This is a genomic window from Nitratiruptor sp. YY09-18, assembly GCF_016593235.1.
Classification (GTDB): Bacteria; Campylobacterota; Campylobacteria; order Campylobacterales; family Nitratiruptoraceae; genus Nitratiruptor.
The window spans coordinates 900,814-920,312 of the sequence record NZ_AP023065.1 but is presented as its reverse complement, the minus strand read 5'-3'; the positions used below and the strand labels follow the sequence as shown (position 1 = coordinate 920,312).

The 19,499-nt window shown below is 35.7% G+C and carries 25 protein-coding genes; 9 read left to right on the top strand and 16 right to left on the bottom strand.

The genetic code is table 11. The annotated features are described in order from the left end of the window. Positions 1–151: 151 nt before the first annotated feature. Both JG734_RS05055 and JG734_RS05050 read left to right on the top strand, forming a co-directional pair. Positions 152–1,204, top strand: coding sequence for a tyrosine-type recombinase/integrase (locus tag JG734_RS05055; protein ID WP_201332216.1), 1,053 nt, complete (start codon positions 152–154; stop codon positions 1,202–1,204). A gap of 9 nt (positions 1,205–1,213) precedes the next feature. Beyond that, positions 1,214–1,513, top strand: coding sequence for a chorismate mutase (locus tag JG734_RS05050; protein WP_201332215.1), 300 nt, complete (start codon positions 1,214–1,216; stop codon positions 1,511–1,513). Here the strand turns inward: JG734_RS05050 and JG734_RS05045 are convergent. The 5 genes from JG734_RS05045 to dksA are packed head-to-tail and all read right to left on the bottom strand — an operon-like array spanning position 1,510 to position 4,304. Then, positions 1,510–2,196, bottom strand: a complete 687-nt coding sequence (locus tag JG734_RS05045) for a flagellar motor protein MotB (protein WP_201332214.1) — start codon at positions 2,194–2,196, stop codon at positions 1,510–1,512. The genes JG734_RS05050 and JG734_RS05045 overlap by 4 nt on opposite strands. 3 nt (positions 2,197–2,199) lie before the next feature. Next, entirely contained in the window at positions 2,200–2,907 is a 708-nt protein-coding gene (locus tag JG734_RS05040) for a flagellar motor protein MotB (RefSeq protein ID WP_201332213.1), read from the bottom strand. Positions 2,908–2,911: 4 nt separating this feature from the next. Beyond that, positions 2,912–3,670, bottom strand: a complete 759-nt coding sequence (locus tag JG734_RS05035) for a motility protein A (protein WP_201332212.1) — start codon at positions 3,668–3,670, stop codon at positions 2,912–2,914. Positions 3,671–3,715: 45 nt separating this feature from the next. Next, entirely contained in the window at positions 3,716–3,964 is a 249-nt protein-coding gene (locus JG734_RS05030; RefSeq protein WP_201332211.1) for a hypothetical protein, read from the bottom strand. Further along, on the bottom strand, positions 3,951–4,304 hold the full coding sequence (dksA, locus tag JG734_RS05025) for an RNA polymerase-binding protein DksA (RefSeq protein ID WP_201332210.1): 354 nt from the start codon (positions 4,302–4,304) through the stop codon (positions 3,951–3,953). The genes JG734_RS05030 and dksA overlap by 14 nt, the downstream gene beginning before the upstream one ends. Before the next feature lie 101 nt (positions 4,305–4,405). Between dksA and JG734_RS05020 the strand changes: the two genes are divergently transcribed. Next, positions 4,406–4,852 (top strand): GatB/YqeY domain-containing protein, encoded by a 447-nt coding sequence (locus tag JG734_RS05020; protein ID WP_201332209.1) that lies wholly within the window; start codon positions 4,406–4,408, stop codon positions 4,850–4,852. On the opposite strand, the gene trpC is transcribed toward JG734_RS05020, so the two are convergent. From trpC to JG734_RS05000, 4 genes are read right to left on the bottom strand one after another with little or no spacing between them, the layout of a single operon-like run. Then, entirely contained in the window at positions 4,849–5,637 is a 789-nt protein-coding gene (gene trpC, locus JG734_RS05015) for an indole-3-glycerol phosphate synthase TrpC (protein WP_201332208.1), read from the bottom strand. The two genes, JG734_RS05020 and trpC, sit on opposite strands and share 4 nt — an antisense overlap. Next, on the bottom strand, positions 5,634–6,896 hold the full coding sequence (locus JG734_RS05010; protein ID WP_201332207.1) for a lipopolysaccharide assembly protein LapB: 1,263 nt from the start codon (positions 6,894–6,896) through the stop codon (positions 5,634–5,636). The genes trpC and JG734_RS05010 overlap by 4 nt, the downstream gene beginning before the upstream one ends. Then, positions 6,875–7,255, bottom strand: coding sequence for a YkgJ family cysteine cluster protein (locus JG734_RS05005; RefSeq protein ID WP_201332206.1), 381 nt, complete (start codon positions 7,253–7,255; stop codon positions 6,875–6,877). The genes JG734_RS05010 and JG734_RS05005 overlap by 22 nt, the downstream gene beginning before the upstream one ends. Next, positions 7,243–7,935 (bottom strand): tRNA1(Val) (adenine(37)-N6)-methyltransferase, encoded by a 693-nt coding sequence (locus tag JG734_RS05000; protein ID WP_201332205.1) that lies wholly within the window; start codon positions 7,933–7,935, stop codon positions 7,243–7,245. Before JG734_RS05000 ends, JG734_RS05005 begins: the two co-directional genes overlap by 13 nt. Positions 7,936–7,979: 44 nt before the next feature. Between JG734_RS05000 and kdsB the strand changes: the two genes are divergently transcribed. Next, complete coding sequence (gene kdsB, locus JG734_RS04995) at positions 7,980–8,684, top strand: 3-deoxy-manno-octulosonate cytidylyltransferase (RefSeq protein WP_201332204.1); 705 nt, start codon at positions 7,980–7,982, stop codon at positions 8,682–8,684. Here the strand turns inward: kdsB and JG734_RS04990 are convergent. From JG734_RS04990 to rsmD, 7 genes are all read right to left on the bottom strand, one after another. Further along, positions 8,631–10,466 carry a bifunctional diguanylate cyclase/phosphodiesterase gene (locus JG734_RS04990; RefSeq protein WP_201332203.1) on the bottom strand — a complete coding sequence of 612 codons (1,836 nt, stop codon included), beginning with the start codon at positions 10,464–10,466 and terminating at the stop codon, positions 8,631–8,633. The two genes, kdsB and JG734_RS04990, sit on opposite strands and share 54 nt — an antisense overlap. Before the next feature lie 98 nt (positions 10,467–10,564). Next, positions 10,565–10,993, bottom strand: a complete 429-nt coding sequence (locus tag JG734_RS04985; RefSeq protein WP_201332202.1) for a hypothetical protein — start codon at positions 10,991–10,993, stop codon at positions 10,565–10,567. Beyond that, a complete protein-coding gene (locus JG734_RS04980) occupies positions 10,990–12,894 on the bottom strand; it encodes a TonB-dependent receptor plug domain-containing protein (protein ID WP_201332201.1) in 1,905 nt (634 codons plus the stop codon). Before JG734_RS04980 ends, JG734_RS04985 begins: the two co-directional genes overlap by 4 nt. Further along, entirely contained in the window at positions 12,891–13,256 is a 366-nt protein-coding gene (locus JG734_RS04975; protein WP_201332200.1) for a hypothetical protein, read from the bottom strand. Before JG734_RS04975 ends, JG734_RS04980 begins: the two co-directional genes overlap by 4 nt. A gap of 8 nt (positions 13,257–13,264) precedes the next feature. After that, complete coding sequence (locus tag JG734_RS04970) at positions 13,265–13,507, bottom strand: hypothetical protein (protein ID WP_201332199.1); 243 nt, start codon at positions 13,505–13,507, stop codon at positions 13,265–13,267. After that, the gene (locus JG734_RS04965) at positions 13,504–14,307 is read right to left on the bottom strand and encodes an ABC transporter permease (protein WP_201332198.1); all 804 of its coding nucleotides are present in this window, start codon (positions 14,305–14,307) and stop codon (positions 13,504–13,506) included. Before JG734_RS04965 ends, JG734_RS04970 begins: the two co-directional genes overlap by 4 nt. Then, positions 14,304–14,885, bottom strand: a complete 582-nt coding sequence (rsmD, locus tag JG734_RS04960) for a 16S rRNA (guanine(966)-N(2))-methyltransferase RsmD (protein WP_201332197.1) — start codon at positions 14,883–14,885, stop codon at positions 14,304–14,306. Before rsmD ends, JG734_RS04965 begins: the two co-directional genes overlap by 4 nt. A gap of 74 nt (positions 14,886–14,959) precedes the next feature. On the opposite strand from rsmD, the gene JG734_RS04955 reads away from it, so the two are divergent. From JG734_RS04955 to era, 5 genes are all read left to right on the top strand, one after another. Beyond that, positions 14,960–16,177 (top strand): argininosuccinate synthase, encoded by a 1,218-nt coding sequence (locus JG734_RS04955; protein ID WP_201332196.1) that lies wholly within the window; start codon positions 14,960–14,962, stop codon positions 16,175–16,177. A gap of 115 nt (positions 16,178–16,292) precedes the next feature. Further along, positions 16,293–16,736 (top strand): 50S ribosomal protein L9, encoded by a 444-nt coding sequence (gene rplI, locus JG734_RS04950; RefSeq protein WP_201332195.1) that lies wholly within the window; start codon positions 16,293–16,295, stop codon positions 16,734–16,736. Then, entirely contained in the window at positions 16,736–17,272 is a 537-nt protein-coding gene (gene hslV, locus JG734_RS04945) for an ATP-dependent protease subunit HslV (protein ID WP_201332194.1), read from the top strand. Before rplI ends, hslV begins: the two co-directional genes overlap by 1 nt. Further along, on the top strand, positions 17,272–18,603 hold the full coding sequence (hslU, locus tag JG734_RS04940; RefSeq protein WP_201332193.1) for an HslU--HslV peptidase ATPase subunit: 1,332 nt from the start codon (positions 17,272–17,274) through the stop codon (positions 18,601–18,603). Before hslV ends, hslU begins: the two co-directional genes overlap by 1 nt. Before the next feature lie 9 nt (positions 18,604–18,612). After that, complete coding sequence (gene era, locus JG734_RS04935; protein ID WP_201332192.1) at positions 18,613–19,491, top strand: GTPase Era; 879 nt, start codon at positions 18,613–18,615, stop codon at positions 19,489–19,491. The last annotated feature ends 8 nt before the right edge of the window (positions 19,492–19,499 follow it).

The window sequence follows — 19,499 nt, the reverse complement described above, 5'->3', positions numbered from 1 at the left end:
TTAAATGAAACAGAGGCTTTTTATCTACATTTGATCTCATTGACAAGCAAATATTGGATAATATCAATAAAAGTATTGAAAACTATAATTTTCAAACTAACTTTCAGGTACGGTTTGCTATACTTCTAAAAAAATACTTTGAGGAAAAACAATGAAATATCCTCTCGATTTTCAATCTACTTTTGAAGATACAATGCGCTTTTGGATTGAGCGCTATATACGATTTAAGCTTACTTCTCTTTCTAACCGTCAGGTAAAAGATGAAGAGCAACTAGCTGCCATTTTAAAATCTTTAACTATAGGAACCAAAAATATTGATGAACTTAGTAAATTGGTTCGCAGTGCAAGAAATATAGGACTTATTGGGGTCAATACATATTATAAACCTCTTGAAAAGCTCTACAGATTTTTAGATAATCTAGGTCTTGCGAGTATGAAAGAGATCGATGAGGAGCTTATAGTAGACTTTTTGAGTTCATCCACAAGTGGCCTCAGTGATGCAACGAAAAAAAACTATCGTATAGCAATGATCAACTTCTTTGCCTATATTGATAAAAATAACGATGATAAGCATATCTATGGGATTGAGCTCAAAAACTGGGGAGGACTCAGGGGAAAAGCTGGACAAAAGCTCCCTGCGTATTTGAGCGAAGAAGAGATAAAGAGATTTTTGGATGCAATCGATAGCTACCCTTTCCGCACAGATGTTGCCGCGCGCAACAGAGCTCTCATTAAACTCATCATCTATACAGGTATTCGTGTCTCAGAAGCTACACATCTCAAACTCAAAGATCTTTTGCCCCAAGAGGATGTCTACTTGATAAAAATTACAGGCAAAGGGAATAAAGCACGAGTTGTAATGATAAAAAAAGAAAAAATCGACCACGATTTGCAAGAGTGGCTTGCTATGAGACAGTGTGAAGAGGGTTTGCTCTTTTGTAACAAAAAGGGTACTCCCCTCACCCAGGCCTATATCAGTAGGATTGTAGAGAAGATTTTACTTAGTTGCGGTATTCGCAAAGAGAAAAATGGTGCTCATATGCTGCGCCATACTTTTGCAACTTTGCTGTATAATAAAAGCAAAGATTTGGTCTTGGTACAAGAGGCTTTGGGACACGCAAGCCTTGATACATCAAGGATCTATACCCACTTTGATAAAGAGCGTCTCTACAAAGCAGCAAGCATTATGGATAAAATAGATTAAGGAGAAATTATGGATGTCAAAGAGTGTCAAAGTCTAGATGAAGTAAGAAAAGAGATTGATAAGATTGATGAGGAGATAGTCAGACTCATTGCAAAACGAAGCAAGTATGTTAAACAGGCTGCTAAGTTTAAAGAGAGCATCGAAGATATAAAGAGTGAAGAACGTATCAACGATGTTCTTTCACATGTGCGCCATCTTGCAGCAACTCTTGGGATTTCACCAAACCTTGTAGCTGATATTTTCAAGATTCTTATTGATAAAATGGTGGAGATGGAGATAGAAGAGTTTAAAAACGGTGGTGCTTATTAAGGCGCTACCTTTTTCTCTACTTCTATATAAATTTCTACTCTATTATTTCTACGTTTGAGCATTGGATTGTTCCAAGTATAGAGAGGTTTTGTATCCCCATATCCGGTTAGATAAAATTTTGCAGGGTCTACCCCTTTTTGCATGAGATACATAGCTACAGCTTCTGCTCTTTTAATAGAAAGATCCCAAGCATCTTGCACATCTGGTGGAAGGTTCTCAGGATCTTCTATAAAAGCATGCCCTACTACCTTAATATGAAATTTTTGCTTATTTTGTATGTTTTTTAAAACTTGTGCAATCTGATTGAGTGCCTCTTTGGCTTTTGGTGTGAGAGTGTAGCCATCATCCTCAAACATTATATCATTAAAGAGTCTTACAAGTGCATATTTGCTTGTTACGCTCATCTGAAAGGCATGAGAAGGGAGAATCTTTTTGATGCGTTTTTTAATCTTTGTAACTACATCAGTCGAAAACGGCACAATTGGTGGAACGACATTGATTTTGAGTTGTTTAAAGTTTGGTTCGCCTTGAAAATATGAGAGAAATTTCAATGCTTTTGTGACATCAACAGTACTCATAGCGTAAAGCAAAATAAAAAATGTCAACAGTAGCGACATCAAGTCACCAAAACTAACTAGCCACCCAGGAATACTAGGACACTCTTGCTCTTTCTTTCTAGCCATCTTCTACCCTATTCCTGCTACATCGATTACGATCTCGACACGCCTGTTTTTTGCCCTATTTTGCGGTGTATCATTGGGAGCGATTGGATCATACTCCCCTCTTCCAGCTGCACTTATGAGACGTTTGTCGTATCCGCACTTTACGAAGAGTCTTAAGACATTGAGAGCCCTATATATAGAAAGCTCCCAGTTGTTCTTAAATTGTGACGAATGGATTGGTGTGTTGTCTGTATAGCCGATTATATTTAAGTGAAATCCGCTCTCTTTGAGTCGTTCACAGAGTGTGAGGAAGTATGCCATTGCCTCTTTTGTTGGCATTGCACTTCCTGGTTGGAAGATTTTATCGCTTGCCATACGCAAAATTACCTTGGTTCCATGATCAATCACTTCCGCTTCAATACCTGATCTATTGAGCATTTGATTGAGTTCATTGAGGGTTGCAAGGAGTCTCTTTTTCTTTTTTATACGGGGATACATCTTATCGAAGTTGAGTTCTACTTTGTTCTTGACTAACGTTCTAGATTCTTGTAACATTTTGCGACCACCAAAAGCTTCGGTGAGACCTCTAATCGATTGATAAAATTTTTCTACTGAAACGGTACTCATAGAGTAAAGGAGTATGAAAAAAGTTAAAAGCAAAGACATCAAATCCCCAAAGCTGACTAGCCAGCCAGGGATGCTGGCACACTCTTGCTTCTTTTTTCGTGCCATGATCCTATCCTGCTACTTCCACTCCAAAGAGCGCTGAGAGTTGTTGCTGCAAAGAGTTTGGATTGACACCTTTTTCTATGCTCTTGACTGTAATAATATACGATTCTTTATAAAGTAGTAGAAGGTCTTTGTAGTATTTGAGCTTTTTGGAGACGGGAATACATAAAATGTTTGCAAGTATTGCACCATAGAGTGTCGTAATCATAGCTACTGCCATACCAGGACCAAGAGCAGCAGGGTCTGAGAGGTTTTGGAGCATCTGGATAAGTCCGATAAGAGTACCTATCATCCCTAGAGCTGGAAAGAGTTCGCCTAGTGAATCCCACACTTTGATCTCAGTATCGAGCTGCTGATCTTCTTGTGCAATTGCATTTTCAAAGTTTGATTCTATCTCTTCTACACTTTGTCCATCGATGAGCATACGCATCATGTTGCCAAGAATCTTATCTTTTTCATAAAACTTATCGATATCGCCTTCAAGGGCTAAAATTCCCTCTTTTCTAGCTTTTTTAGTGATTGAGACGAGAAATTCGATTAGTTCGATAGGATCAGGGAGTTTAGGTTTGAATACTTTTCCGATGGCTTTGACACCGCGTAAGAAATCTTTGAGAGGAAAAGCAGCCAAAGAAGCCGCAAAACCACCACCAACGACGATGAGAAGTGAAGGAGCATTGATAAAAGCACCAGGGCTTCCACCAATAATGATAGAGATAATTATGAGTAACCATGCACCACCTAAACCGATCAGAGTCCCTAAATCCATGGTAGTCCTATTGATTTAATTTCTACTGATTATCGGACAAAGGTGCTATTTTTTAAGAATATTGGCAATATCATGCATTGCTTGGAGAAGTTCTTGGTGCGTATCAAAGAAGAGCTCTTTTTTACTTCCATCTTGAAAAAGAAGTATGAGGGCAAAAGAGACAAAGGAGACACTCTCTTTATTCTCTTCATACCACTCGAGCGATATTGTCGTCCTCTCCCCCTCGTGATCGATATAGATAGATGGATAGATATTGATTATATTTGAGAGATCTATATCTTTATATTTCGACATTCTTATCTTTTTCGATAACCTCTCGACAAATTATACAGTACTTTGCATAGGGCTTAATTTTGAGGCGAAGTGGCTTAATTGGCTCTCCGCACATCTCACAGATCCCATAGTCACCATTTTTAATCTTTTGTAGAGCTTCTTCTATCTCTTTAAGTTCTTGAATCTGTTGTGATTTGATAGCAAATTCAATCATATTATCTGTGCAGATGTTGGCAAAATCGATTTCATCATTGATTTCGCTATCTTTGAGATTTTCTATTTCGCTATCAGCAGAGGATATGTTTTTGAGAATTTGTTCTTTTCTCTCTAGTAGTAGTTTTTCAAAATACTTTAAATCCATATCTAATCCCCTATTAAATTTTGCGCAATTTTAACATACGAAACTTTTTTGAAGATTAATTTGGATCTTTTAGATATAATTGCGGAAAAAAAGGAGAAGATATGAGTCTCAAAGAGCAACTGCAAAATGATCTCAAAGAGGCAATGAAAGCAAAAGATACTTTCAAGCGCGACACTATTCGCTTTTTGATGAGTGCTATTAAACAGGTTGAAGTAGATACAAGAAAAGAGTTGAGTGATGCAGACATTATCAAAATCATTCAAAAGAGCGTAAAGCAGCGTGAAGAGGCAGCGAGTCAGTATAAAGAGGGTGGCCGTGAAGACCTCTATGAAAAGGAGATGAAAGAGGCACAAATCTTAAAAAGCTACCTTCCAAAGCAACTTGGTGACGAAGAGTTAGAAGAAAAACTTAAAAACATCATAACTGAAGTTGGTGCAACTTCAATGAAAGATATTGGCAAAGTGATGGGAGTGGCTACCAAACAGCTTGCTGGTGTTGCTGATGGGAAGCGTATCAATCAAGTAGTCAAGAAGCTTCTGGGCTCTTAAGCCCTCCCTTTGATCTTTTTCACTGCAGTTGCAATATCATCTTGACGCATGAAATGCTCCCCTATCAAAAATGCATCTACTCCTATATCGTAAAGATGTTTGACTTGCTCATGTGAGTGTATTCCACTCTCAGCTACAATAATTTTGCCTTTTGGAATGAGGGGGACCAATCTTTCACTCAGCGTAGTATCGACTTCAAAAGTCTCTAGATTTCTATGATTGATACCGATGATATTTGCACCACAAAAAACAGCTTTGATGAGATCTTTTTTGTCATGGATCTCTACTAGAGCCTCCATTCCCAAATGCCAGGTATACTCCAAGAGTTCTTTGAGCTCTTTGCGACTGAGTGCTTTTGCAATGAGAAGCACAAAATCTGCTCCATAGACGAGAGCTTCTACGAGCTGATACTTATCTATAATGAAATCTTTACGAAGAAGCGGCATAGGAACGTAGCGGCGTATTTGCGTGAGATATTCGATATTGCCTTGGAAGTAGTGTGGTTCAGTGAGGACTGAGACTGCATTCGCCCCACCCTCTTGATATGCTTTGGCAATTGCAAGAGGATCGAAGTCTTCTTTGATGACTCCTTTACTAGGACTCGCCTTTTTCACTTCGGCTATGATTTTGTAAGGATCTTCGGGGGTGCTGCGCAAAGCTTCTTCTACAGGTCGTGGTACAAAAGGATTGTAAGCGAGGCTCCTTCCTAACCACTCTAGCGGAAACTCTTTTTTTCGCTTTTCTACATCCTCTTTTGTTTTTTTAATTATCTCATCAAGTATCAATCTCTCTCCTTTTTAGCGCACTCTTGGATCTTCTTTAGGTGCAATTCTACCTCAGGATCTTTTAAACCCATATCAAAATATACTCTTTTTATAATATTCAAAGCTTCATAGCATTTGCCAATTTTATAGTATCCCCATGCCAAAGAGTCAAGATAGTATCCAGAATCAGGCTCTTGCTTCAGGGCTTCTTTGACAAGTTTGATGCCTTTTTTTATATCCAAATCATGCTCAATAAGCAGATAGCCATAGTAGTTAAGATAGACTGGGTCTTTTGTATGCTGTATAGCCTTTTCAAATTTTGCTACAACATCTTTGAGAAGTTTTGGAGTCTTCTTTTTGGCCATCTCATACTCAAACATAGCAGCTTGCGCAAGATATGAGTGGTCTTTAGACTCTTTAAAGAGTTTCATTGCCAAATTATATGCAGCTTTATAGTTTTTTGTAATACGATAGAGATTGAGCAGTGTTGGCAGTTCTTTTGCTCTTTTTGCCCAGACTATTGCATTTTGGTAATCGTGCTGATAGATATAAAACTCCATTACCTTTTTTGCATAGAGCTGATCTTTGTATTTATTATAGAGTCTTTCATATATGGAGATAAGTCCAGGGATATCGTTACGCAGACCATAAAGCGATGCGAGGGTTGTGCAGACCGATTTTTGACATCCATAGAGTCTGATATGTGTTTCTAAATATGCAATAGCATCACGTTTTTTATCAAGATAGAAATACATAATATATGCTATAGAGTTGATTGTAGAGGCTTTTGGCTCTTGTGTATAAGCACTCTTATAGTACTTAAGTGCCAAATCGTATCTTTTTTGTTGCATATAGATATTTGCCAAAAACTCCAAATTTTTTGCACTACGATGGAGCATTATTGCCTTCTTAATCGTTTCTATTGCTTTTTGGAAGTCATTTTGCTGGTAGTATAAAGATGCCAAGATCTCATAGAGTCTATAGTTTTTTGGATCTTTTTCGATTGCCAGTTTTACAATTGGCAGCGCTTCGTTGTACTTTTTTGCATATAAAAGATTTTCAAGCTCTTTATAAAGCAGTTTTTCATCCTGCGTATAACTGTATGCTTTAGCATACTCTTTTGCAGCTAATTCATAAAACCCTTGTGACTCTAAAAGTGCAGCTTTGACTAATATTGCGTCTATGATATATTGCGTTTTTGTTGGAGGAGTCTGTAGCTGCTTGTGCGCACATCCTCCAAGAAAAATGAGTAAAAAAACTATAAAACAATACCTATACATTCTTTACAAACCTCTTTTAAATTTTTTCCATTTTTATAACGGTCCCAAAAAGGAAAATCTCTACACTGTTTTGGGCGAACGGGATAGATAGTGCAGCCACTTTTTTCATCAAAGAAAATACATATATACTCTTGCTGCACTTTTATCTCTTTGATCGAGTAGCGATACCCTTCTTTTTTGAGATAATTTGTGATAAATTCATCTGATGAAATTTCAAGAAAATCTGCAATCTTCTCTATTTCCTCTTTACTCACCCAGATATAGCCGCTCTCGCCTCTGCAACATGCACCATTACAACTAGCGCATGCATTTTGGTCAAATGCGAAAGTAAACCCCTCTTTTTTTATCAGACTTTGCATTTTATACTGTGCACCCCTACTCTTTTAAATATTGCATGTGTGCTTGGCCTGTACTCCCCATTTTCAAAGACTATGAGTGGAGCCAAAATTTTTGTTAAACTCTTTGAGCTTTTCTTTGCTTTTATCATCACAAGTGTTGCATCTTTGTCTTTATGAGGATGGACAAGCTGCATCACTTCTAGGTTAAACTTATAGTAAGTTAACTTCGTAATTATATCTTGAATCTGCTTCGCATCATAGCAAAATATGAGAGAGCCTTTTGGTTTTAATATTGTATTTGCTTTTTGCAAAAACTTTTCTAGCGGCATATGACCAGAGTATCTTGCTGTATCGATCATTTTGTTTTTACTGCGGATCACATCTTTGTGATAAAAGGGAGGATTGGAGATTATAAAGTCAAATTTATGCGAAAAATTCATATGCAAAAAATCCCCAAGATAGAGATGGATAGGTAATTTGTTTGCTTTGGTATTGATTTTTGCATACTCTACGAACTTTTCTTGTTTTTCAATAGCATAGACATTTGCGTGAAAATCGCGCTTAATAAGCAAAGCCAATATACCTGAGCCTGTCCCTACATCAAGAACATCTCCAAAAAGTCTAAATTGTAAGATAAAATTATATAAAAAAATCGTATCGCTGTTGTAGCAATATCCTTCTTGAGGCTGATATATAATCATCTCTCCCCCTTTATTTGCTATAATTTTATCCAAAAAGGCCTTTGATGATAATCATTCCAGCTCGTATTGCATCTACAAGATTTCCGCGCAAAGTCCTCTACCCTATAAATGGTGTTCCAATGGTGATATGTACAGCAAGGCAGGCAAGCAAAGTTGATGAAGTGGTTATAGCAACAGATAGCAAAGAGGTAGTTGAAGTGGCCAATGAGTATGGGTTTAGAGCTGTGTTGACAAGGGAGCACCATGCAAGTGGGACTGACCGTGTCAATGAAGCAGCTACTATTTTGGGCCTTGAACCAGATCATATCATTATAAATGTGCAAGCTGATGAGCCTTTTATCGAGCCAGAAGTAATCGAGAGTGTTAAAGATCTTGTGCAAAAACATAGAGATAGTGATGAGATTATGCTGCATAGCGTTTATAAAGAGATTGATGCACAAAAGGCTGATGATCCTAACAGAGTCAAGGTAGTTCTTGATAGCACAAATTTTGCGCTCTACTTTTCACGCAGTAAAATCCCTTATCCAAGAGAGGAGTTAAAAATATACTATCAACATATAGGTATTTATGGATATACGCGAAAAATGCTTGAGCGTTTTTGTTCTTTAAAAGAAGCACCACTTGAAAATATAGAGAAGTTAGAGCAGCTACGAGTTCTCTATCATGGGTATAAAATAGCGATGGCAAAAGTCAAATCACGCAGCATTGGTGTCGATACACTCGAAGATCTTAAAAGGCTCTCTTTGTAGTTTTTGACAGGGTTTTCCTATAAAATAGCCTTGTCCATAATCTATCCCTAAATTTTTTACTATATTGAATATATCTTCATTTTCAATAAATTCAGCGATTGTTTCAATTCCCATATATTTAGTGAAATATATGATACTTTGGACTATTTTTTTGGCATTTGGACTTTGTTGTATCTGAGATATAAGAGAGCCATCTATTTTTACTATGTCAGGTTCTAGTATCAATAGATAGTTAAAATTTGAATATCCACTTCCAAAATCATCTAAAGCAATTTTACATCCCAAATTTTGAAAATATTTTATTCTTTTTAATATCTTCTCATCATCAACTTTAAGCTCCTCGTTTTCTAAGAGTTCTAATATAAACAACTCTCTATATTTTTGATTTTCTTCAATAATCTCTTTAATTGAATCATAGTATGCGTCATCGATAAAATCAGATTTATTAAAATTGACACTAATAGATATTTGATAATTTTTAATAATTTCAAATGCTTGCTGGATTATGATTTTTGAAAATTCACGATATGTATTGGTTTGAAAAATTGTACCAAGAAATTGATTAGGATAATATATATGCTTTCCATCATAAAGTCTTGCAAGAGCTTCATATTTTTCTATTTTTTTTGTTTTCATATTAATGATTGGTTGAAAGTATAGTATCACATTCCTTTGATGGATTAAATGATTAATCTTGTCAAATTCCAAAATTTTTTTATTTTTATCTGCTTGATCTCTGTATTCTACTCTATTTTTTCCTAATTTTTTTGCGTGATAAAGCTTAATATCAGCTTTTTTTATAGCCTCTATGATAGTATTATCCCTATCTGGCAAGAGATTAACCCCCATAGAACATCCTGTCTTTAACTGTGTAGCATCTGGAATAGTGATGATGGTATTATTGATGATATCATAGATTCTGTTGTAGAAATTTTTCATATCTCTTCCCTTTTTAGCAAACAACAAAAACTCATCTCCACCATATCTAATCAAAATATCGTCTTGACGAATATTTGCTGCTATATTTTTGGCTACTTTTTTTATTGCTTCATCACCTATTGTATGACCATAATTATCGTTAATAGCCTTGAAATTATCCAGATCAATCATTGCCAAGGTGTACTGTGAGAGATCTATAATTTTTTCTATGTGTTTGAGATAGTTTCGATTATATACCCCAGTTAAAGCATCAACAAACGTTCGGCGATACTCTGTGTATAAAAAAGCATAAAGTAAAATTAATAATATAAAGATTCCAATAAAGAAATAAAGAAGATATTTGAGGAAATTTCTCAATTGATAAAGTACGTTCTTTATATTTTTATATGCGCTTGTAGAAAGATCGATTACTAAAAAACTTTTAACTCCTTTGAAAATATTTAAAGGATATAGCATTGTTATCCATAGGTTGTTAATTTTATTTTGGGTAAAAATGGTAGGTTTATTGGATTTGAATGCTCGATGCCATTTTTCTTCTTGGAGAGGAAAAAATTTCTGTCCAAAAAAACCTCTATCTTCAGGATTAAGTGAACCATCAGCAAGATATCGATAATTATGATAATTATCTTGATATATAATATAGACGTATCTATTCTCATCATTGATAAAACTGGCGAGAATATTATTGAGTTTTTTTTGCAGACTCTCATTATTTTTTAAAATTTGTAAAATGTTTTTTGTTGGATCGATATAGGTGCGAAGAAGGTGTGATATAGAAAGTGCATTGTGTTTTGTTTCATGAATTTTTAGAGTTTTGAATTCACTAGATGTGATTTTTATCACATTATCAAATTTAATATAAATAAAGACAGTTAGCAAAAACATTATAAGGATCAAAAAGAGAAAGTAAATATATTTTTTTATCCCTATAAATCGCATGTTTAATCAATATATTTATTATACTTTGGTGGCAATTTTACACCAAAATATTCGAGCATTTTTTTGTTGAAAATAATAGTTGGTCTACCTTTTTGCCAAAAAAATGCACCTATGACTTTATCCTTGTTGTGAACAAAATCGTAATAACTTGTCACGAAAATTTTATGATCGTAGATACACTCTTTTTGTAATAGTGACAATGAATCGACAAAAATAATATCAGCATTTACACAATTATTAGTAAATTTAAATTTTTTGATATATTTTGGAATATTTTGATACTCTTTTGAATTGATATAGATCTGTACATAAGGGTTGTCTCGATTCAAAAGTTCTACTATTAAGGAAAAAAGACTCGCTTTGATAAGATCTGCATTGCTTGCTGCTACAACGAAAATAACAGAAATGAAAAATAGAGTTATCTTTTTCAAAATTGATACTCCATTCCTACCAAAAACTCTCTGTCTATTACATCTACATCAGAAAGTTTGATAATTTGTGATTTGACCATATCGTATCCATAATAGTTAGTTTTTATCGCAGAACCAAATATATTTAGTCCTTTGAAATAAAACGACAGTTTATCGCTTAGTCGGTAATTGACAGTAAAGCTGTAATCAAACCCAGACCCTTGATCTTTTGTCCATCTCCTATATACTAAAGAGTTAAAAAAATTAAAATTTTTCCATTTGTTATACGACATAATATGAGCACCATAAAGATTTCTTGATGATGGATTAGTCTGTCGATTTGGTTTAACAATAAATCCTTCTATTTCCATTTTATTGTCTAAATCAAATTTGTAACAATAACGAATGTCTAGAGTATTATATATTAAATTATTAGTATCATTGATAAGTTTAAAGGTATCAATATCTCGAATAATAAGATTTTCAATTTGCATCCAAGTATAAAGTATAGAAAATTTTTGCTTTTTATCTTTTTTTTGTAGTTCCCAAGCAAATGCAGTATATGTTTGTTTTTTTAGCTTGTTACTATTTAATGATTCAAGAAGCTGTTTTGGTGAAGGTTTTAAATCTGTTTTTCCTAGAAAAAATTTAGTAACAATTGTAGGAGAATTATAAATATAACCGGTTCTAAAAAATATTTGATCATAATCATCAACCGGACCGTTTTCGAAATATTTATCTTTTTTTAAATCTAAAATAACCACATTGTTATTATTTAAGAGATAAGAACTTTCTATATAGCCTGCTACAAGGTTTTCTTGATTATAAGGTAGATGGGAAAAGTCAATATTATCGAATCTATTTTTTAAAAATTCAAAATGTTTTGCTTTACCTGTAATACCAGTTAAGAGACTCCAATTTTTTGTTATTTGGAACTTTTTTTTGATATCAACTTCTGTTACAGTACTCGTAGCTTTAAAATCATGGGACTTGTATGGTTTTAGGTAGAGAAACCTATTTTGGGGTAGAACACCCAAAATACCATTTCCCCTCTCGTATGCCCAGTTGTTGCTATATGTAAAATAGAGATAATTATGCCATCCATTTTCTGGATCATCATAGCGTAATCCTGTAAAGAAATTTCTTGTTGATATATGGGCCAATTTTGGTTCTAGATTAATTGCACCAGCTGTAAAAGGTTTGATATCAATGCGAGAGACAAAAAGTTCATAGCGCAATTTATCTTTATACAAAAGAAAATACATTGAATTAAATTTCTTATCACGAGAAAGTTCTGTACTATGGAATTTGATTTTTTTCCTTCGATTATCGCGATGATTAACATAAAAAAGATATTTCATATCTCCTAAATCTCTTCCATTTAAATATATGAAATCTTTTTTTCCGCGAGAGCCTCCACCGATATCTATCATTGCACTATTTTCTCTAGCTGGATCTTTCGTATAAAGTTTGATAATAGTTATAGAAGGTTCTGTTCCGAGTGTAAAAGAGACAGCACCTAAATATATTTCAATATGGTCTATAAAGGAGATATCCATTTCAGAAAAAGCTTGCAGACTGTTACCAAAGATTGCATCCGAGGTCTCTTTATCATCAATATAAAGTTTAATCTGACCATATTTAGTAGGCTGGAAAGGTTCATAAAATAGATCTGTCAAACCATTGGCATCTTCGTTGTATCTTATAAATGGAAGTCTCTCTAAAATCTCTTTAAGAGATTTGATATGCATTCTATCTAGATCTTCTCTAGTATAAGTTATGACATATCCCGCACTCTCTTGTATAGTTTTTTTGGAAAGATCCTCAGCTTGTTGAAGACTTCCCAAAAGCATATCAAGATTTGTTTGATCAGCATATACACAGAGTAAGCATAAGACTCCTGCTATGATTTTCTTTTTCATTTTCTTACTTTTTGTTCAATGATTTTTTGTGCCATAGTACGTATCTCTTTTTTTGACATTTTTTTGTGTATAAATTGTAATTTTTTTATTTCTTTATTATCGTTTTTTTTTGATATATTTTTTACAAAGTTTTTTAGTTTATATAAAAAATAGACTATAATTAATATAATCAAAGTCCATTTGATTACTATTACATAAAAAAGATATTCCAGCTTTTTTGATAGCTGAAGATACTCTATGATATCACGATATATAAATTCAATAAAACCTATGAGTAACAAAGATATAATCAATCTGATCAAAAGAGAACGAAATCGATAGATATATGTCCAGATAATTGCTGATTTGATCTGTTTAAACATACTTCATCCTAAAAAAGACTAATTCCTAATGCTGCCAAAAGTGCTATGAGTCCTTTGGATTTGAGATCATCATAGAGTTTGAGGCGCTCATCTTCATATATAATAGCAAGTTCCTCAGGAGTAAAATCATCTTTTTTGAGATGGTGCTGAGCTAGTCTTGCTTGTACACGCAGCTCCACTCTCTTCTCAATTGCCTCTTTTATTTTTTGACGCAGTTTTTTTGAGATATTGAATCGTTCTAAAAATTTCATAGCATCTTCTCTTTTTTGTTTGTGACATTTTGTAAATAGTCACTGATATTTATAAGGCTAAAGGTAACGAGAAAAATCATGAGGCCTGGGAAGAAACTTACCCACCATGCAATATCAATCACCTCTTTTCCTTCACTCAAAATCGATCCCCAGCTCATCTGTGGAGGAAGCACCCCAAGACCTAAAAAACTTAACCCAGATTCAGCCAAAATTGCTCCACCTACTCCAAAAGTAAACCCTATGAAAAAAAGAGGTGCTAAAAGCGGGAGGAAATATTTTAATATTATTTTATATGAATGTGCATGAGCGATTTTTAAAATCTTGACAAATGGCTTTTTTGCAATAGCATAGCTCTCACTCCTCATCATTCTTGCGTTGCCCATCCATCCAGTGATGGAGATAACTATGATGAGTACCAGTGCAGAAGCCTGGATATAGCTTACAAGAGCCAAGAGGAGGAAAAAGGTAGGAAAGGTCAAAAAAAGATCAACCACTACTACAAATCCTCTATCTACCCATCCTCGAAAATATCCTGCACTTACCCCTGCAATGAGTGCGATAAAGGAGGAGATAATCGCACTCCCTACTCCAATAATAAGCGAATTTTTTCCACCCTCAATGATTCTAGCGAGGAGGTCACGCCCAAGTCTATCAGTACCGAAAGGGTGCTCTATGCTTGGTGGGAGGAGTATTTGATGGACATTTGGATCATAAGCAGAGACTTTGTAGAAATACCCACCAAAAAATGTGAGCATAAATATAAAAAATAGTATTACTATACTAATAACAGGCTTTTTCATCTATAAAAACTCAGAGTGCTCTTTCCAAATTTGCGCTTTTTGTAAAGCTCATAACTGCCAATAGTTTGAGGAAAATCGTAATTGCTCATATGCTCTATTATGATTGACTCAACTACCTCCTTTGGGATTTTTTTAATGAGATCAGTTACCTTTTCATATATATCCTCATACCCTTCTCTAATCGAAAATGGAGGATCAAAATAGAAATAGGCTTTCTCTTTTTTTGCCTTCAATTCTTCAATCACATCCCAAATCGCCTCAAAAGCATCGCCAAAGCGGACAATGCAAGGCTTTTCATCAAGACTTTTTATGTTACTTTTAAGAACCTCGTAGGAGTCTTTGTTTTTTTCTATAAAGTAGACATTTTTTGCATCACGACTGAGAGCCTCAAGTCCAACGCTTCCACTACCACCAAATACTTCTACAAAGTTTTTATCGATTATATCAAACTGTAAAATATTAAAAAGCGATTCTCGCAGCATGTTTTTGGAGCTACGGGTCACCTCTTTGCTAGGGAGTTTGATTTTTTTTCCTTTGTATTTTCCAGCTATGATACGGGTGCTTAGCTCTTTTTTCATGGCACTCCTTTTGCCAAATTTTAACATAAACAAATTTTGGCTAGAATTATAAAAAATTTTCTTAAAGGATATAAATGGCAAAGAAGGTAAACAAGGTAGTTCTCGCTTACAGTGGCGGTCTTGATACCTCTGTAATCCTCAAGTGGCTTCAAGAGACATATAACTGCGAAGTTGTGACATTTACAGCTGATATTGGTCAAGGTGAAGAGGTAGAGCCTGCTCGCCAAAAAGCACTACAGCTTGGAATCAAGCCCGAAAATATCTTTATCGAAGACCTCAAAGAGGAGTTTGTACGTGATTATGTCTTTCCTATGTTTAGGGCAAATACAATCTATGAAGGTGAGTATCTTTTAGGTACTTCAATTGCTAGGCCTCTTATTGCCAAAAGGCAGATAGAGATTGCTAAGCAAGTAGGTGCAGACGCAGTTGCGCATGGGGCCACTGGCAAAGGAAACGATCAAGTTAGATTTGAGATCGCTTATCTTGCTCTCAATCCCGATATTACTGTTATCGCTCCTTGGCGGGAATGGGATCTCAATTCTCGTGAAAAGCTGCTCAAATTTGCTGAAAATCACGGAATACCTATAGAAAAACATGGTAAAAAAAGCCCCTACTCTATGGATGCAAATCTGCTTCATATCTCATACGAAGGCGGGATTTTGGAAGATCCGTGGGCAGAACCTGAAGAGGATATGTGGCGATGGACAAATTCCATCGAAAATGCTCCAAATGAACCAGAATATATCACCATCGATTTTGAAAAAGGCGACCCAGTTGCAATCAATGGCGAACCTTTGAGTCCGGCAAAACTTTTAGAAGCACTGAACGAATACGGGAAAAAGCATGGGATCGGCAGAATCGACATTGTAGAAAACCGATTCGTGGGAATGAAAAGCAGAGGATGCTATGAAACACCAGGCGGGACAATTTTACTAAAAGCCCATAGAGCTATTGAGAGTATTACACTTGATCGCGAAGAAGCGCATGAAAAAGATAAGCTAATGCCAAAATATGCCGAACTTATTTATAATGGTTTTTGGTTTAGTCCAGAGCGCGAAATGATGCAAGCTGCAATCGATAAGACGCAAGAGAATGTAAACGGAACTGTTCGCCTCAAGCTTCTCAAAGGAAACATCTTTGTAGTAGGTCGCAAATCTCCAAACTCACTCTTCGCACCAGAGTTTAGTACATTCGAAGAGGATAGTGTCTATAATCAAAAAGATGCAGAAGGTTTTATCAAACTTAACGCTTTGCGATTTATTATTGAAGGACATGTAAGAAAACACAAATAGTTCAAAGAGCATTCCATGCTCTTTGCATGCATTACTCCCTTATTGCTTCATAAAATATACACTTCCTGTTCGTTGCCCTCCATTGGGTATAATAATAAATAAAAAGGAGAAAAATATGAAAGTACTACTTATAAAAGATGTACCAAATTTAGGAAAAGCTGGAGAAGTTAAAGAGGTAAAAGATGGTTATGGCAAAAACTTTTTGATCGCTCGCGGTTTTGCAAAACTTGCAACTCCTGATGTAATTGAAGCGTGGGAAAAAGAGCAAGAAAAAAAAGCCCAAGAGGAAGCAAAAGAGATCGAAAAACTCAAAGCTATCAAAGAGAAAATCGAAAATACAACTCTGACAATACGCCACAAAGCGGGGGCAAATGGATCACTGTTTGGTGCGATTACTAACAAAGAGGTGGCTGAAGCTCTCCATGAAAAGGGGATCGATATAGATAAAAAGCATGTCGATATTCATCCCCCTATCAAGCAGACTGGAGAGTATGATGTGGATATCAAACTCGGACACGGACTGCATGCTACGTTGAAGCTTATTGTAGAGGCAGAATGATGTTTGAAGCTACGACGATACTTGGCTATAAGGGAGATGGAGTAGCTGTTATTGGGGGTGATGGCCAAGTCACTTTTGGCAATACTGTCCTCAAAGGCAATGCTACAAAAATCCGCACTCTCTATAACGGCAAGATTTTGGCTGGGTTTGCAGGAAGCACAGCAGATGCATTTAATCTCTTTGATATGTTCGAAAAGATTTTAGAAAACAAAAAGGGTGATCTTGTAAAAAGTGTTATCGAGTTTAGTAAAGAGTGGCGGAAAGATCGCTATTTGCGCCGCCTTGAAGCGATGATGATAGTACTCAATACCAAAAATATATTTATTCTTAGTGGAACAGGAGATGTGGTAGAGCCTGAGGATGGAAAAATAGCTGCTATCGGAAGTGGTGGGAACTTTGCCCTTTCTGCTGCACGTGCTCTTGATAAGCATGCCAATCTTGATGCGAAAACGCTTGTGGAAGAGTCTTTAAAAATCGCAGGAGAGCTCTGTATATATACCAATACAAATATCAAAATTTTAACTTTGGAGGATTGATGGATCTTACACCAAAAGAGATAGTGAAATATCTCGATGAATATATCATTGGGCAAAAAGATGCGAAAAAAGTAATAGCTATTGCATTGCGTAACCGCTATCGCCGTATGAAACTCCCAAAAGAGCTACAAGACGAAATTACACCCAAAAATATCTTGATGATTGGGAGTACAGGTGTTGGTAAAACTGAAATTGCACGAAGACTTGCAAAAAGCCTCGATCTTCCATTTGTCAAAGTTGAAGCGAGTAAATATACTGAAGTGGGTTTTGTTGGGCGCGATGTAGAGTCAATGGTGCGTGACCTTGTAGCAAATGCTATTGTGCTCGTCAAAGAGATACACAAAGAGAAAAATAGTCAAGCGATTGAAGAGTATATAACAAAGAAAATTTTGGAAAAACTCCTCCCTCCTCTACCTAAAATGGCAAGTGAAGGGAAAAAAGCAGAATATCAAAAGAGTTTTGAAAAGATGAAAGCAAAGCTCTTAGCAGGTGAATTGGATAATTTAAAGATTGAGATAGAGATTCCCAAAAGCTCACTCTCATTAGAAGATACAAATCTCCCGCCAGAGCTTGCTCGTGCGCAAGAGTCTATCGCAAAGATTTTTACTTTGGGGGTAAATAAAGAGCAGATCAAAAAAGAGGTAACTGTCAAAGAGGCGAGAGAATTGCTTAAAAATGAAGCGAGTGAGAAGCTTTTGGATATGGAGCAGATCAAACAAGAAGCTTTGCAAAAAGCGCAAGAGGAAGGTATTATCTTTATAGATGAGATAGATAAAGTCGCAGTCTCCAGCAGCTCTCAAGGACACCAGGATCCTTCTAAAGAGGGAGTACAAAGAGATCTTTTGCCAATTGTAGAGGGAAGCACTGTGAGTACAAAATGGGGTCCAGTTAAAACCGATCATATCCTCTTCATTGCTGCAGGTGCCTTTCACCTGAGTAAACCAAGTGATCTTATCCCAGAACTTCAGGGACGATTTCCATTGCGCGTAGAACTCGATTCACTTGATGAAGAGGCACTCTATAAGATATTGAAAATGACCAAAAACTCCCTCATTAAGCAGTATCAAGCTCTCTTGAGTGTTGAGGAGGTAGAGTTAGAGTTTGAGGATGAGGCTTTGCGTGCAATTGCTAAGTATGCCCATAGTGCAAATCAAAAGCTTGAAGATATTGGTGCAAGACGTCTCCATACAGTGATTGAGACAATCCTAGAAGATATAAGCTTTGAAGCAGATGAACACAGAGGTGAAAAGATAGTCATAGACAAAGCGTATGTGGATAGTAAGCTTGGTGAAATTGTGGAGAACGAAGATTTAGCTAAATATATTTTATAAGGAACAAGCATGGAGACAAAAGCGGGATTCGTAGCGCTAATTGGACGGCCAAATGCAGGAAAAAGTACCCTGCTTAACTGGCTTCTTGGTGAAAAGATTGCGATGGTGAGTCACAAAGTGCAAGCAACACGCAAGCGTCTCTATGCAATAGTTATGCATAAAAATACACAGATTATCTTCATAGATACACCAGGACTGCATGAAAAAGAGAGACTTTTAAATAGATTTATGCTCGAAGAAGCTCTCAAAGCGATCGGAGATTGTGATCTTATTCTCTTTTTGGCCCCGGTAACTGATGATATTAAATACTATGAAAAGTTTTTAGAACTCTCTCAAGGAAGACCCCATCTTGTAGTACTGACTAAAATTGATCTTGTTGATAATGCGAAACTCTTGGCAAAAATAGGTGAATATCAAAAATATCAAGAGAAGTTTTTAGATCTCATCCCTGTTTCAGTAAAGAAAAATATCGGTAAAGAGGATCTGCTTGATACCATCACAAAATATCTTCCCGAGCATCCATACTACTACGATCCAGAATTGCTCACAACAGAAAATATTCGTGATATATACAAAGAGCTCATTCGTGAGGCTATTTTTGAGAATGTGAGTGATGAGATACCCTATGAGAGTGATGTAATTATTGAAAAAATTGAAGAGTCTGAGAATTTAGATAAAGTCTATGCAATGATTATAGTTGAAAAACCATCACAAAAAGGGATTATAATAGGCAAAAATGGCGAGACTATCAAACGCATAGGAAGGGATGCGAGAAGACTATTAGAGCAGTTTAGTGGCAAGAAAATATATCTTGAACTCTTTGTTGTAGTGAAAAAAGGGTGGACAAAGAATAAAAAAGAGCTTGAACAGATAGGTTATATCTTCTAATTAGCAAA

Bases quoted from the DNA above. Each gene is read 5' to 3' on its own strand.
- JG734_RS05005 (WP_201332206.1), bottom strand. From the start codon at position 7,255: ATGCAAAGTCTGATAAAAAAAGAGGGGTTTACTTTCGCATTTGACCAA.
- rplI (WP_201332195.1), top strand. From the start codon at position 16,293: ATGAAAGTACTACTTATAAAAGATGTACCAAATTTAGGAAAAGCTGGA.
- JG734_RS05010 (WP_201332207.1), bottom strand. From the start codon at position 6,896: ATGTATAGGTATTGTTTTATAGTTTTTTTACTCATTTTTCTTGGAGGA.
- JG734_RS04955 (WP_201332196.1), top strand. From the start codon at position 14,960: ATGGCAAAGAAGGTAAACAAGGTAGTTCTCGCTTACAGTGGCGGTCTT.
- kdsB (WP_201332204.1), top strand. From the start codon at position 7,980: ATGATAATCATTCCAGCTCGTATTGCATCTACAAGATTTCCGCGCAAA.
- JG734_RS05050 (WP_201332215.1), top strand. From the start codon at position 1,214: ATGGATGTCAAAGAGTGTCAAAGTCTAGATGAAGTAAGAAAAGAGATT.
- JG734_RS04980 (WP_201332201.1), bottom strand. From the start codon at position 12,894: ATGAAAAAGAAAATCATAGCAGGAGTCTTATGCTTACTCTGTGTATAT.
- JG734_RS05055 (WP_201332216.1), top strand. From the start codon at position 152: ATGAAATATCCTCTCGATTTTCAATCTACTTTTGAAGATACAATGCGC.
- JG734_RS04975 (WP_201332200.1), bottom strand. From the start codon at position 13,256: ATGTTTAAACAGATCAAATCAGCAATTATCTGGACATATATCTATCGA.
- hslV (WP_201332194.1), top strand. From the start codon at position 16,736: ATGTTTGAAGCTACGACGATACTTGGCTATAAGGGAGATGGAGTAGCT.
- JG734_RS05045 (WP_201332214.1), bottom strand. From the start codon at position 2,196: ATGGCTAGAAAGAAAGAGCAAGAGTGTCCTAGTATTCCTGGGTGGCTA.
- dksA (WP_201332210.1), bottom strand. From the start codon at position 4,304: ATGGATTTAAAGTATTTTGAAAAACTACTACTAGAGAGAAAAGAACAA.
- hslU (WP_201332193.1), top strand. From the start codon at position 17,272: ATGGATCTTACACCAAAAGAGATAGTGAAATATCTCGATGAATATATC.
- JG734_RS04965 (WP_201332198.1), bottom strand. From the start codon at position 14,307: ATGAAAAAGCCTGTTATTAGTATAGTAATACTATTTTTTATATTTATG.
- JG734_RS05030 (WP_201332211.1), bottom strand. From the start codon at position 3,964: ATGTCGAAATATAAAGATATAGATCTCTCAAATATAATCAATATCTAT.
- JG734_RS05040 (WP_201332213.1), bottom strand. From the start codon at position 2,907: ATGGCACGAAAAAAGAAGCAAGAGTGTGCCAGCATCCCTGGCTGGCTA.
- JG734_RS05035 (WP_201332212.1), bottom strand. From the start codon at position 3,670: ATGGATTTAGGGACTCTGATCGGTTTAGGTGGTGCATGGTTACTCATA.
- rsmD (WP_201332197.1), bottom strand. From the start codon at position 14,885: ATGAAAAAAGAGCTAAGCACCCGTATCATAGCTGGAAAATACAAAGGA.
- JG734_RS04970 (WP_201332199.1), bottom strand. From the start codon at position 13,507: ATGAAATTTTTAGAACGATTCAATATCTCAAAAAAACTGCGTCAAAAA.
- era (WP_201332192.1), top strand. From the start codon at position 18,613: ATGGAGACAAAAGCGGGATTCGTAGCGCTAATTGGACGGCCAAATGCA.
- JG734_RS05000 (WP_201332205.1), bottom strand. From the start codon at position 7,935: ATGATTATATATCAGCCTCAAGAAGGATATTGCTACAACAGCGATACG.
- JG734_RS05020 (WP_201332209.1), top strand. From the start codon at position 4,406: ATGAGTCTCAAAGAGCAACTGCAAAATGATCTCAAAGAGGCAATGAAA.